This window comes from Maribacter sp. HTCC2170 (genome assembly GCF_000153165.2).
Taxonomy (GTDB): Bacteria; Bacteroidota; Bacteroidia; order Flavobacteriales; family Flavobacteriaceae; genus Maribacter_A.
Map to the genome: position 1 here is coordinate 2,127,572 of NC_014472.1, position 13,225 is coordinate 2,140,796.

12 protein-coding genes are annotated in these 13,225 nt (G+C 37.2%); all 12 read right to left on the reverse strand.

Annotated features, from left to right (window positions below; all coding sequences use genetic code 11):
- Nucleotide 1: 1 nt before the first annotated feature.
- The 12 genes from FB2170_RS09380 to FB2170_RS09435 all read right to left on the reverse strand — a co-directional run bounded on the left by FB2170_RS09380 (nucleotide 2) and on the right by FB2170_RS09435 (nucleotide 13,218).
- Complete coding sequence (locus FB2170_RS09380) at nucleotides 2–1,198, reverse strand: glutamate-5-semialdehyde dehydrogenase (protein WP_041632777.1); 1,197 nt, start codon at nucleotides 1,196–1,198, stop codon at nucleotides 2–4.
- The gene (locus FB2170_RS09385; RefSeq protein WP_013306313.1) at nucleotides 1,198–2,322 is read right to left on the reverse strand and encodes an aspartate aminotransferase family protein; all 1,125 of its coding nucleotides are present in this window, start codon (nucleotides 2,320–2,322) and stop codon (nucleotides 1,198–1,200) included. Before FB2170_RS09385 ends, FB2170_RS09380 begins: the two co-directional genes overlap by 1 nt.
- Nucleotides 2,319–3,119 (reverse strand): pyrroline-5-carboxylate reductase, encoded by an 801-nt coding sequence (gene proC, locus FB2170_RS09390; RefSeq protein ID WP_013306314.1) that lies wholly within the window; start codon nucleotides 3,117–3,119, stop codon nucleotides 2,319–2,321. Before proC ends, FB2170_RS09385 begins: the two co-directional genes overlap by 4 nt.
- A gap of 43 nt (nucleotides 3,120–3,162) precedes the next feature.
- Complete coding sequence (gene argC, locus FB2170_RS09395) at nucleotides 3,163–4,137, reverse strand: N-acetyl-gamma-glutamyl-phosphate reductase (protein WP_013306315.1); 975 nt, start codon at nucleotides 4,135–4,137, stop codon at nucleotides 3,163–3,165.
- Nucleotides 4,130–5,320 (reverse strand): argininosuccinate synthase, encoded by a 1,191-nt coding sequence (gene argG / locus FB2170_RS09400; RefSeq protein WP_013306316.1) that lies wholly within the window; start codon nucleotides 5,318–5,320, stop codon nucleotides 4,130–4,132. Before argG ends, argC begins: the two co-directional genes overlap by 8 nt.
- Nucleotides 5,317–5,937, reverse strand: coding sequence for a GNAT family N-acetyltransferase (locus FB2170_RS09405; protein WP_013306317.1), 621 nt, complete (start codon nucleotides 5,935–5,937; stop codon nucleotides 5,317–5,319). The genes argG and FB2170_RS09405 overlap by 4 nt, the downstream gene beginning before the upstream one ends.
- A 216-nt stretch (nucleotides 5,938–6,153) precedes the next feature.
- Nucleotides 6,154–7,515 (reverse strand): mannosyltransferase, encoded by a 1,362-nt coding sequence (locus FB2170_RS09410; RefSeq protein ID WP_013306319.1) that lies wholly within the window; start codon nucleotides 7,513–7,515, stop codon nucleotides 6,154–6,156.
- A 93-nt stretch (nucleotides 7,516–7,608) separates the two neighbouring features.
- A complete protein-coding gene (locus FB2170_RS09415; RefSeq protein ID WP_013306320.1) occupies nucleotides 7,609–9,093 on the reverse strand; it encodes a cellulose synthase family protein in 1,485 nt (494 codons plus the stop codon).
- Between the two features lie 2 nt (nucleotides 9,094–9,095).
- On the reverse strand, nucleotides 9,096–9,785 hold the full coding sequence (locus FB2170_RS09420) for a glycosyltransferase family 2 protein (protein ID WP_013306321.1): 690 nt from the start codon (nucleotides 9,783–9,785) through the stop codon (nucleotides 9,096–9,098).
- Nucleotides 9,785–10,267, reverse strand: a complete 483-nt coding sequence (locus FB2170_RS09425) for a toxin-antitoxin system YwqK family antitoxin (RefSeq protein ID WP_013306322.1) — start codon at nucleotides 10,265–10,267, stop codon at nucleotides 9,785–9,787. The genes FB2170_RS09420 and FB2170_RS09425 overlap by 1 nt, the downstream gene beginning before the upstream one ends.
- A gap of 3 nt (nucleotides 10,268–10,270) precedes the next feature.
- Nucleotides 10,271–11,860 carry a 4Fe-4S binding protein gene (locus FB2170_RS09430; protein ID WP_013306323.1) on the reverse strand — a complete coding sequence of 530 codons (1,590 nt, stop codon included), beginning with the start codon at nucleotides 11,858–11,860 and terminating at the stop codon, nucleotides 10,271–10,273.
- Nucleotides 11,857–13,218: an NAD(P)/FAD-dependent oxidoreductase gene (locus FB2170_RS09435; protein ID WP_013306324.1), complete on the reverse strand. Its 1,362-nt coding sequence runs from the start codon at nucleotides 13,216–13,218 to the stop codon at nucleotides 11,857–11,859. The genes FB2170_RS09430 and FB2170_RS09435 overlap by 4 nt, the downstream gene beginning before the upstream one ends.
- Nucleotides 13,219–13,225: the final 7 nt, after the last annotated feature.

The window sequence follows — 13,225 nt, forward strand, 5'->3', positions numbered from 1 at the left end:
GCTATCTAGTTTGTCCTTTTCCTAAAATGTACCATTTATTAGTTACCAAATGTTGTAACCCTATTGGCCCTCTTTGGTGTAGTTTATCTGTGCTGATAGCCAATTCTCCGCCAAGTCCAAACTGCCCGCCATCTGTGAACCGTGTTGAGGCGTTGTGATAAACCGCGGCTGCATCAACAGATTGCATAAAGGTATTAGCTTTATCTTCGTTGGAAGTGATAATAGCTGCTGAATGCCCACCACCATATTTGTTGATTTTTACAATCGCATCTTCTAAAGAAACAGTCTGACCAAGAACTATTTTATAATCCAAAAACTCTTCATACCAAGAACTTTCATCTTCAATAGGCGATGTTCCATCAAGCGTTGAAAATGCTTCATCAGTTAGTATCTCAACATCACGCTTTTTTAACTCCAAAACCAATTGTTGGATGAATTCTGGTTTTCTTGGAATATCTGAAGCAATCAGTACTTTGTCCAAAGCGTTACAAGCCGAAATCTTAGTGGTTTTTGCATTCACAATAATGTCTATTGCCATCTGAAGATCAGCCTCAGAATCAACATAGACAAAATTATTGCCTCTTCCACTGATAATCACAGGACATGTTGCATGTTGCTTAACAAAAGCAATTAATCTTTCACCTCCTCTGGGAACAATCAAATCCACTTTTTGGGTTGGATTTTCCAAGAACTGCTGTGTCTTTTCTCTATCAAACTGCAAATAAGTGACCCAGTCCGTACTGCAATTTTGGGATGCTAAGGCTTTATGCCATAGATCAACCAAAGCCAGATTACTGTTCAATGATTCCTTTCCACCTTTCAGTAATATTTTGTTGCCTGATTTAAAAGCGATTCCTGCGGCCTCAATGGTCACATCTGGTCTGGATTCATATATGATCAGAATTGTACCAAATGGTGCTGTTTTATTGCTCACATTTATACCGTTCTCATGTGTAAAAGCGAATCGTTCAACACCCAAAGGGTCTTCTGCATTTGCCAATTGCTGAAGAGATAAGACCATTCCGTCAATCTTGGATTGGTCAACTTTTAATCGGTCCCGCATGGCTAAATCATCACCAGAATATCCAGTTATATCTTTGCTATTGGCTTCCAAGAGTACTGTTTTGTGCTGTACAATTAAATCGGCCATTTTAAGCAAAACAGCGTTTCGGTCTTTTATGTTCAATAGAATGCTCACTATAATTCTGCTTTAAGGGCTTTAAAAAACAAATCGATATGTTCTTTGGTACAATTCAATGCTGGTAAAAAACGGAGTAGGTTTTTATTCGTTGCACCACCAGTAAACATATGTTGGTCGTAAATCATTTTTTTGCGTAATTCTCCAACTTCGAAATCAAATTCAATTCCTAGCATCAAACCTCTTCCTTTCACATTTTTGATTTCTTGTACCTCTTTGGCCTTTTCTTTAAAATATGCTCCAGCTTCTGTAGCATTTTCAATAAGGTTTTCATTTTCTAAAACCTCAAGAACGGCCATGGTTGCGGCACAAGCTAAATGATTTCCTCCAAAGGTTGTTCCTAGTTGTCCATATGAGGCTATAATGCTTTCATGAATAAGAATACCTCCAACAGGAAAACCGTTGCCCATACCTTTTGCTATGGATATGATATCGGGATCTATATTATGATGCTGAAAACCAAAGAATTTTCCACTTCGCCCAAAGCCACATTGTACTTCATCAGCAATCAGTAGAACCCCGTTATCTTTACATAAACTGGCGACTAGCTGAAAAAATTCAGTAGTGGGTTCATCAAGACCTCCGACACCTTGAATAGCTTCAAGAATAACAGCACAAACATCTCCTTTTGTTATTTCTTGGGTAAATGCGGTAAAATCATTAAACGGTAAGATGGTGACATTTTGCTGTTGGTTCAGTGGTGCATTTATTTTTTCATTATCCGTTGCGGCCACTGCTGCAGAAGTTCTTCCGTGGAAACCATTTTTAAAGGAAATGACCCTGGATTTTCCAGTTTGAAAAGAGGCCATTTTCAATGCATTTTCATTGGCTTCAGCACCTGAGTTACATAAGAACAAGTTGTAATCCTCACAATGTGATAATTTTCCTAATTTGGTGGCAAGTTCAACTTGTAATGGATTTTGAACGGCATTGCTGTAAAAACCAATTTTGTCTAATTGGCTCTTTAGCTTTTCTATATAATGTGGATGTCCATGACCAATGGAAATTACGGCATGTCCTCCATAAAAATCCAAATATTCTTGCCCCTGGTCATCTACAACCACCATTCCCTTGGCAGAAACTGGCGTTACATTGTAGAGGGGATATACATCAAACAACTTCATAATTGGCCCTCTTTTATTTTATTTATTTTTTCATAGGAGGCGACAATTCCTTGAATCAACGAAGAACTTAACCCTTGGTGTTCCATTTCATTCAATCCTTGAATAGTACAGCCTTTAGGGGTAGTCACCTTGTCAATTTCCTCCTCAGGGTGTCTTCCCGATTCTATTAAAAGACCTGCAGCACCATTACAGGTGTGCATAGCGAGTTCCTGCGCTTCTTTGGCATCAAACCCTAACTGAATTGCACCCTGCGTGGTAGCCCGGATTAGACGCATCCAAAATGCGATACCACTGGCACATATTACGGTTGCTGCTTGCATCTGATTCTCAGGAATCTCAAGACTATGCCCCATTCTATTGAATATAGCCTTGGCCAAATCGATCCTCGATTTTCCTTTATTGTTGCTGCAGATACAGGTCATTGATTTGCCAACTGAAATAGCCGTATTGGGCATACTGCGAATAATGTCATGGTCCTCTCCAATGATATTTTCGATCATTGAAATACTAAAACCAGTTATGGTTGAAATCACCACATGGTTCTCAGTCAGGAGATCTTTGCAATTTTCAAGAATAGCTCCAAATTGACTCGGTTGAATGGCAAAAATGAGAATGTCTGAATTTTTAATGGCCTCCCGATTGTCTGAAGTTATAGTTACATTCTCATATTTCGAAAAAGCGGTAATTTCTCCAGTATTCCTTTTTGTCAGATACATGCTGGTCGCTCCGTCAGAAGATAAAATTCCCTTGGCGATTGACAACCCTAAATTTCCTGCTCCTATAATTGCTATTTTCATGTGCTTATTTTTTTGTTACTTCTTGTACTTCTAAATTCGTCTCTTAAAACACTCCTGCTTTCAGATTCAGTCCAGCTGTTTCTTCAAACCCGAGCATTAAATTCATGTTTTGAATCGCCTGCCCCGAAGCACCTTTTAATAGGTTGTCTACGGCAGATGTAACTAATAGCGTATTTTCATGTTCATGCAAGTGAATGTGACACTGATTCGTATTCACTACTTGTTTCAAGTGAATGGGCTCTTTCGTAACGTGGGTAAATTTGGCTTCTTTGTAAAAATCTTGGAATAACGAAAAGGCATCTTCCAAACTCCCTTTAAACGTGGTGTAGGCAGTTGCCAAAATTCCTCTAGAAAAATTACCACGAATGGGTAAGAACATTATTTTTCCTGGATTTTCTTGTAGCGAAGTCAGACTTTCATTGATTTCTCCTAAATGTTGATGGGTAAAGGGTTTGTACCAAGAAACATTATTGTTTCTCCAACTAAAATGTGTGGTTCCGGATGGGCTAACACCAGCACCTGTGCTTCCAGTAACCGCATTTACGTGGATATCTTCATTAAGTAGTCCGGCCTTTGCCATGGGTAAAAGTGCTAATTGAATTGCTGAAGCAAAACAACCAGGATTTGCTATATATTGAGCCTTTTGAATTTTGGATTTAAAAAGCTCTGGCAAACCGTATATGAATTCTTTCCCCTGAAAAACTGCATCGTCATTAAGCCTAAAATCATTGCTTAAATCAATGATCTTCGTGTTATTTGAAAACGAGTGATCATTCAAGAAATTGGTAGAATTACCGTGCCCTAAGCACAAGAAAACCAAATCAACCGTGAGATTAACATTTTCGGTAAACTCCAGATTGGTCAACCCGGTTAAATCTGCATGCGCAGACGAAACTTGTTTGCCGGCTCTTGTGGTACTGAATACAAAATCAATCTCAGCATTCGGATGGTTCAATAGTATTCTGATGAGCTCTCCACCGGTATATCCAGAGCCTCCAATGATTCCTACTTTAATCATGACTTTGATTTACATGGTTTGCTATTTTACTGGAATTCGAAAGAATTTTGATAAACCCTTTTGCATCGGCAGCAGTCCAACCTTTATGCATTTCACCATAACTTCCGAAGGAGGCATTCATCAAATCGTGTTTAGATGAAATCCCATTCAATCTAAATTGAAACGGATATAAACTAACAAATACATCTCCAGATACGTTCTTTTGGGTATCGGTTAAGAAAGCTTCAATATTTCGCATTACTTCGTCTAAATAGTTTCCTTCATGCAATAACATTCCGTAGAAATTACCTTGTTGTTCTTTCTGGTATTGCTGCCATTTACTTAGTGTGTGTTTTTCCAATAAATGGTGTGCTTTAATTATAATCAAGGCGGCAGCAGCTTCAAAGCCAACTCTTCCTTTTATTCCAATAATAGTATCGCCCACATGAATGTCTCTGCCAATGGCGTATTTAGAGGCCATTATTTCAAGCTTTTCGATATTTGCCACAGGGTTATCTTTTTTTCCGTTTATAGCAATCAGTTCTCCCTTTTCAAAAGTTAGTTTTACTTCTGAAGGTTCTTTCTCTTGTAATTGACTTGGGTAGGCGCTATCAGGCAATGGAAGGTTCGAGGTCAAGGTTTCATCACCGCCAACAGATGTTCCCCATAGCCCTTTGTTAATAGAGTATTTTGCTTTTTCCCAAGGATAGTCCACTCCATTTTTTTGAAGATATTCTATCTCATATTCCCTAGAAAGTTTGTTGTCCCTGATAGGGGTGATGATTTCAATTTCTGGAGCGATTATTTGAAAAATCATATCAAAACGTACTTGGTCGTTTCCTGCTCCCGTACTACCGTGAGCGATATAATCTGCACCCATTTTTTTTGCATGATTCACGATTTCAATTGCCTGCACAATTCTTTCAGCACTTACCGATAGTGGGTAGGTGTTGTTTTTTAACACATTACCAAAAATCAAGTATTTCACGACTTTGTCATAAAAGATTTGAACAGCATCAATTGAGGTATAGGTGGTTGCTCCCAATTCTATGGCTTTAGAATTAATTTCGGATATTTCTTCTTTTGAGAACCCACCAGTGTTCACACTAACTGCATGTACTTCATATCCCTTTTCTTTAGATAAATATTTTGCACAGTACGAAGTATCCAAACCTCCACTATATGCCAAGACTACTTTATTCATTTTTTCTTTCTTTTTAGAAATAATTGTTCCTTGATGCTTTTTAATCGTTTATACGATTTACTATTTATTTTTTCTTTTTCTGTGTCTTTTTCCTTTTTCTTCGGGTCATACAACATGCCTGTACAAAGACACATTTTTTGCTCGGTTCGGGTAAGAATATCAAAGTTCTTACAAGTTTGGCAACCTTTCCAAAATTGAGGGTCATCAGTTAATTCTGAAAACGTTACTGGCTGATACCCTAATTCATAATTGATTTTCATTACAGCCAATCCTGTGGTAATTCCAAATATTTTGGCTTCAGGAAATTTTTTAATGGAAAGGTCAAAAATGGCTTTTTTGATTTTCTTCGCCATTCCTTTATGTCTATAATTGGGATGTACTATAAGACCTGAGTTGGCAACGTAGTTATTATGTCCCCAAATTTCAATATAGCAGAACCCTACAAAATTACCCTCATCCAAAGCGATGACCGCATTACCTTTTTCAAGTTTGTTAAGGATATAATCAGGTGTTCTTTTGGCAATACCTGTTCCTCGAACCTTAGCAGATTCGGCAATGGTATCACAGATGATATCTGCGTATTTAAAATGGGATTCGTTGGCAATAACAATTTCCATTGTTACTTCGATTTATAAAATTATAAGAAAAGACTTGATTGTTTTTGCGGAAATGGACTCACCTATTTCCATACTATATGACACCCTTACGGGCGGCGACGTGTGGGTGCAAACGAACGATTGGGAGCTACTGCCCAATTAGTTGTAGATATATATAGTTCGTTTTTCATTATGAATCAAATGTACAAATTAAAATGAAATAGCAAAGTTTGGGTCTTAATTTTTGCGAAATAGCTGTTTTATACTCTTTAACCTGAATATTTCGAAAAATATAAATCCGAATACAACTAAATACTCAATAGATAGGATGCCAAGATGTTCAACGAAACTATCTTGGGAATATGCATAATAGCTCAAAACCACTACTAACGACCAAGCTAAAGAATACCTGTATTCCGTGAATATGGTTAGCAATACCAGAAATACAATGTACCAAGGATGAACTGTGGCGGCAAGTAAAAAGTATGCTGTTAGGACCCAAAGCATTGAGGTTATCAAAACTGGTAATTTTTGATTTTTCCGAAGAAAAGTGAATAAAACAACAAGGGAGATTATTATGAATGGTGTGATTTTCCCATAGGTTTTTATCAACTCCCATGGTTTTGCCTCAAGCTTTATAGCTATGAATTTAATGGCATTGTATATGCCCGCGTTAAACTCAAAGTTTGAGAACCAGAGAGCAATCGTACCAGTGTAATTCGAAATAAATTCGGAAGAGAAAAAGGGAGCAAATAGCAGTACTGAAACGGTTGTAACTATTGAATAAAAGAGTAAACTTTTTTTAAGCCCTAGATGTTTATAAAATAAAGGTAGAAACATCAAAGGAACTAATTTAATCGAGATTGAACATGCCATAAGAACAGCGGCTAATTTCCACTTTTGAATGGATAGGAAATACAATGAAATGGTAAAAAATGAAAGCATAACACCTTCAAAGTGCAGGTTTCCTGTTAGTTCTAAAATTACAAGCGGGTTAAGAAAATACCAAAATATAAGATGTGGGGAGAGGTTAAGATTTTTTAATAGTTTTCTTCCGAAATAGAATATACCAATATCAGCAAGAATTATAAAAAGGCGCATTGATACTACTGAGCCTAGGATGGTGTTATAACCAAAAGTGGTGCTTAATGCAAATATGACCTGATTCAAAGGGGGGTAATTGCTATAATTCCTTGCACTTAAATCACCCATTCCTGCAAAGGTTTCATTTAGTAAAGGAATACTGGGCACTCCATCTTTGAGAAATCCATTGGGCGTAAAGAGATAAGGGTTGATAAAATTACTGACTAATTCGCCGTCCCAAATAAACCGATAAAAGTCTTGCGACAAATGTGGTTCATGAATTAAGAAAACTAATCTAAAAAGTATACCTACAAACAAAAGGAATTTGAAGTTCCATTTTTCAAATTGAATGAGTTTGTAGCACAAAAAAAACAATGCTCCGAAAAGTGAGATTAGCCTTATAAAATCGGTTCGTTCAAGATAATAGGCAAATGTGTAGTAGAACCCAAGACTTATAATCACCAATAATATTGAAACCTTGTGTAGTTTCCAATAAGTTATGATTTGATTGGGCATTGGTCTCGGCTGTTAGGAGTACTACAAATAACCGAAAAAAAGCGAAATAAAAAAGCTATTTTATTTAAACCGAGTCTCTAACAATAAAAAGGTTTACGCTCTTGCAGTAAGCGATTTGTAAAAAACAAAGCCAAAACCAGCGAACAACATGAAGTGGAATGGGAATAAACCAAAATCGTTTAACGGAACTGCACTATACATTCCGAAAAGAAAGTAGCCCATAAGAGCGAATTCCAATATCATGTTACGAGATAATTTTTTCGAAAGGTATTTATTGCCTTTCCAGCTATCTGTGATATTGTTGAGGTTGAATTTTGGAGTTCTTACGAATTCACTTCTCTTGCCCATATGCCCTTCCAATACAGCGATTGAATTGTGTAAAGAGAATCCTAAGGCGACAGAGAAGAAAGTAAAGAAGAGTTTTATATAATCTACAAAATTGTCAAAGCTGCTGCCCTGAATACTTTTGTAAGTGAACCAGTAGCACACAAATAGAATTATTGTACTTAAAACAAAGAAGCTCAGCACATGGAACACCCAGTCTAATTGCGGATAGATTGCCTTAATGTACATCGCCGGAATACTCAGTAAAGAGACCAGGAAAACACAAAGGAACATTGAGCTGTTCAACAAATGCATTACACCATGAAATTTTGTTTTAAAAGAAATGTTTTTTGCACTGACTACGCTCCAAACAGATTTTCTAAAGTTCTCGGCACCACCTTTATTCCATCGAAATTGTTGTGAACGAGCAGCACTGATTACAACAGGTAATTCCGCCGGTGTTTCAACATCTTCCAAATATTTGAATTTCCAGTTTTTCAATTGTGCTCTATAACTTAAATCCAAATCTTCGGTCAAAGTATCTCCTTCCCAGTTACCTGCATCGAGGATACAATCTTTACGCCAGATGCCGGCAGTACCATTAAAGTTGATGAAGTGGCCTTTGGCATTTCGTCCAACCTGTTCCAAAGTAAAGTGAGCATCAAGTGCAAATGCCTGTATTTTGGTTAATGTGGAATAATCTCTATTAATATGGCCCCAACGAGTTTGAACCACACCAATTTCCTCATCTTTAAAATATATGACGGTCTTTTTCAACCAATCCGAATCGGGTAAAAAATCAGCATCAAAAATGGCAATGAAATCACCTTTGGCAGTCAATAATCCTTCTTTTAGCGCTCCGGCCTTAAATCCTTGACGATTTTCTCTTCTAATATGTTGAATATCAAGACCTGTTTCTTGTAGGGCCTTTACTCTTTTTGCAGTATCATGAACAGTATCGTCTGTAGAATCATCCAATACCTGGATTTCCAATTTACTTTTTGGGTATTCAATTTTAGCGATATTTTCCAATAAACGCTCCATTACATATTCCTCGTTGTACACGGGAAGTTGAATGGTCACAAAAGGGATTTCCTTTGGGTCTAATAAATTAAATTTTGGGGCGCTTTGATTTTGTCTTTTATTGCCCAAATAATTCACCAATAGGTTCAATTGCGCAAGGCTGTAGAAGAAAATCAACAGCAGTGCAATGCTATAAATGGCAATGATTATATAAGAGATTATAAGACCCATAATTATTTAAAACTGTATTTGAAAATCCAACCTAGGATTTTAATGCCCGCAAATATACTACCTTTTACTGTACCTGACACTTTTGAAAATCCAATTCTTTTTTTGTAACGTACTGGTACTTCGGTATATGTCAGTTTATTTTTCAACGCCTTAAGCTGCATTTCCACTGTCCAGCCATAAGTCTTATCTTCCATTTCAAGTGTTAATAACTTGTCATACTTTATAGCCCTAAACGGGCCTAAGTCGGTAAATGTTGCCTTAAAGAGTAATTTCATAAGAAATGTGGACAGCCAATTGCCGAAAATCTGCTGAGGTGTCATGCTTCCTTCTTCTCTGAGTTCCTTTATCCTTGCTCCAATAACAAGGTCGATGTTATCATCAAGGATAGGTTGAATGACTTTGGTCAAATCTTCAGGATAATCTGAATAATCACCATCAATAAATACGATAATATCGGGTTGTTCAGATTGCTGGGCAATGTAGTTCATGCCACAGAGACATGCATATCCGTATCCTTTTTTGTTTTCAGTTAAAACTGTGGCTCCGGCTCTTTTCGCATTTTCAACAGTGGCATCAGTGGAATTGTTGTTTACAACAATGATTTCATTGACAAATGTAGGAATTTCATTCACCACATGCGCAATTGAATCAGCTTCGTTAAAGGCCGGAATGATAACTTTGATTTGCGCCATTATTTTAAATCGGATAGTTTATTTTCCCGTCGAAAACCGACAAAGCTAAACCATTCTTTGACTTTTGTGCCATTTTCATACTTTTCTGCCGAGATCAACTTTTCATTTTTATATTTTAAACAGTACCCATTTTTCTTTCCGTTGTATAGTTGACACTTATGATTGACTCTTCCTTGAGTATCATAGAATATCCACCAATTGGCCATTTCCCCATTGGAATAACCACCTTCTTTTATTCGCATTTTATTAGGATTGTAAAAATGCCAATACCTTTCTCTTACATCTTTTTTGAAATGGCCCTGTTCAGCAATTTTTCCGTTTTTATGATAGAACTTCCAATAACCATTTTTTATTCCATTTTCTAGCCAACCCTCAGACTTTGTTCTGCCAGATTCGTAGTATTCTTTATGATATTTAGCTTCATTGTTCGAGCCAATACCCCAAAAGAGCAAAATTAAAATTGGAAGGGATTTAATCGACATTTTCTATTTTTTGTTCACCAATTCCATAAGGTCAACATCATTACCTAATAACACTTGAGTCGGGTTTATCCTTCCCTTTTCCGGGCCATTTTCCAATTTTAGAACTCCCCTTGGACAAACCGCTGAACAAACACCGCAACCCACACAACTAGAACGTACAATATTCTCTCCTTTTTGGGCATACGCACGAACATCGATACCTTGTTCACAATAAGTTGAGCAATTTCCACAAGAAATACATTGACCGCCATTTGTAGTGATTCTAAATCTTGATTTAAAACGTTGAACGAATCCTAAATAAGCAGCAAGAGGGCAACCAAAACGACACCACACACGATTTCCGAAAATTGGGTAGAAACCTGTTCCAATAACACCTGCAAAAATGGCCCCAATTAAGAAACTATAGGTGTCCATAATACTTTGGACTTTTATGCCAAGTACTGTGCCTGTTTCTGCAAAGAATCCATATAGCGTAAAACCTGTCATTACTAAGGCAAACACGAGAACCCCATGAATCAACCATCTTTCTACTTTCCATGAAAACAATGATTTACTGGAATGCTGACGATATGGGTCGCCCAAAGTTTCGGCCAATCCCCCGCATCCGCATACCCAAGAACAGTACCATCTTTTTCCAAAGAAATATACCATTACGGGCACAATGACCACTGTTAATAAAATTCCCCAAACAAGAATAAATATACCTAAACCACCACTAGCCATAAGTTCTTTTAAATTCCAATTGAAAAAGAAATCATAATCCAGTGGGAACGCATTTTTAAAATCATACCCTTTCGAATATGAAAGTTGCAAGCGAACCATAATCTCAGGAATAAGAAATGCGAATACAATCTGAAAGAACAAAACCGAAGTGGTCCGTACCATTTGGTACATATTATGACGGTATTTGATATACATGCGAATGGCCATTACTGTCATTACCACACAATACATAAATCCGTATACGAACCAATGGCCGGCAGAATTTCCACTTAAGCTTTCACTTATTGGGTCTACCAAATAAGTCCAATTAACTGCAAACTCAGATTTGAAATATAGAATCAAATAAAAACTGACAAGAAATATAAAAACCAACCATGCGATCCAACCTCTATTGGTAGAGCTCTGGTGATAAATATGGTCGTTTTTAATTCCTTTTTCACCAAGTGTTATCACCTGAGGAAGTATGAACATGAGTGCTCCAAAAATGCCTAATCCAAAAGTCAAAAACCACATCAAACCTTTGTTCTCGGGGATAAATCCATACCCTGATTTCTTTCGAATTGAGGTTGCCAAGTCGGAACTACTAGTATATACTTTTTTACCCCATTCTTTGTTTTTGGTATGTACCGCGTTTGCTTTTTCTTTAGATTTCTTTACTAATGGAGCCAAGGACTGAAACCCTGTAAAATCTTCATCTACAAATTTACTTTGCAAATCCTCAATGAAAATTTCACTTTTGATTCCTTGATTGGATATCATTTCATCAAAAGTGCCTTGATCTAGTTTAAAATTTCCTAAAAAAGGTAGTGCAGTGAAAATGCCCAAACCGACTAAAAATATGGCTATGCCAATGTTTTGAATTGTTTTCATTCTAGTATAGGGTAAGCGTTACTGAATATTCGTTTCCAACTTTTCTTTTTCGGCGTGATATTGGTGCCCGTTTCAGTGTTGAATCTGTTTACTATATCCTTCTCGTATTGAGCATAAAGCTCGGGATCGAAATTCGCATCCTTTAAATGTTCCATCACGTATTCAACGGTTCTGTTTTCGGTAAGCCAACGGTCAAAAATCTCATGACGCATGCGAATGCCAAACGTATTGATTCCCAAAAAAGCTTTTGTGTCTTTATGATAGGAAACTGTAACGCATATTTTTTCTTTTGAATGACGCCAATGAAAATGGGTTTCATATTCTTTCATGCCCCGCTCACTAAATACCCATCCATAGGTTTGGTATTCAATATCCAAAAACTTGGCAGAATTAAACCAATGCCCTGGTTTATATTCTGTTTTATTGTTGCAGATTGTCTGGGCCACAGTTTCGCCCATCATTCTACCTGTATACCAAACGGCTTCTATGGGTCTTCGATTACCAATGGCGTCATGTTGTTCAGCACAGTCACCTATGGCATAAATGTCTGGGATATTCGTTTCTAGATGACGATTTACTTTTACTCCTCGTCCTAAGGTGATTCCGCTTTCTTTTAGAAAATCAATATTGGGCGAAACACCAGCGGTTAGTCCAACAAAATCACATTCAATTGTATCACCTTTTTCTGTAGTAACCGCTTTTGCTTTACCATTCTCATCTGATAATATTTCTGTCAAATTCGTTGCCAAATGCAAATCAATGTGATGCTCCCTAATATGTTCATTGATCATTTCCGATTCACCGGCAGGTAAGACACCATTCCAAAAACTGTTTTCCCTAACCAGGAAAGTAACAGGAATATCACGGCTACGAAGTATTTCGGCCAACTCAATTCCAATTAATCCGCCACCAACGATTACGGCTCTTTTGCAAATTTTGTTGTTTGGAGCGTATTTTTCTACTCCTTCTAAATCTTGTTTGGAGTACAATCCCTGAACGCCATCTAGATTTTGGCCAGGCCAGCCAAATTTGTTGGGTTTAGAGCCCGTGGCAATAATCAATTTATCATAAGAAATGCGCTGTCCCGCTCTCAACGTTAGAATTTTTTCTTGATGATTTACATTTTCCACATACCCCTTTACGAGCTCAAACCTATTTTTTTTCCAAAACCAATTTTCATAAGGCTGAGTGTGTTCGAACTTCATATGTCCCATATAAACGTACATCAATGCTGTGCGAGAAAAAAAGTATTCCGTCTCGGCAGAAATAATGGTAATGCGTTTATCTGAGAGTTTGCGAATATGCCTTGCTGCGGTTACTCCAGCAATTCCATTGCCAATGATAACGATGTGCTCCATAGGATTT

Coding starts and splice junctions, on each gene's coding strand:
- FB2170_RS09420 (WP_013306321.1), bottom strand. CDS start 9,785: ATGGCGCAAATCAAAGTTATCATTCCGGCCTTTAACGAAGCTGATTCA.
- argC (WP_013306315.1), bottom strand. CDS start 4,137: ATGATTAAAGTAGGAATCATTGGAGGCTCTGGATATACCGGTGGAGAG.
- proC (WP_013306314.1), bottom strand. CDS start 3,119: ATGAAAATAGCAATTATAGGAGCAGGAAATTTAGGGTTGTCAATCGCC.
- FB2170_RS09415 (WP_013306320.1), bottom strand. CDS start 9,093: ATGGGTCTTATAATCTCTTATATAATCATTGCCATTTATAGCATTGCA.
- FB2170_RS09430 (WP_013306323.1), bottom strand. CDS start 11,860: ATGAAAACAATTCAAAACATTGGCATAGCCATATTTTTAGTCGGTTTG.
- FB2170_RS09405 (WP_013306317.1), bottom strand. CDS start 5,937: ATGGAAATTGTTATTGCCAACGAATCCCATTTTAAATACGCAGATATC.
- argG (WP_013306316.1), bottom strand. CDS start 5,320: ATGAATAAAGTAGTCTTGGCATATAGTGGAGGTTTGGATACTTCGTAC.
- FB2170_RS09435 (WP_013306324.1), bottom strand. CDS start 13,218: ATGGAGCACATCGTTATCATTGGCAATGGAATTGCTGGAGTAACCGCA.
- FB2170_RS09385 (WP_013306313.1), bottom strand. CDS start 2,322: ATGAAGTTGTTTGATGTATATCCCCTCTACAATGTAACGCCAGTTTCT.
- FB2170_RS09410 (WP_013306319.1), bottom strand. CDS start 7,515: ATGCCCAATCAAATCATAACTTATTGGAAACTACACAAGGTTTCAATA.
- FB2170_RS09425 (WP_013306322.1), bottom strand. CDS start 10,267: ATGTCGATTAAATCCCTTCCAATTTTAATTTTGCTCTTTTGGGGTATT.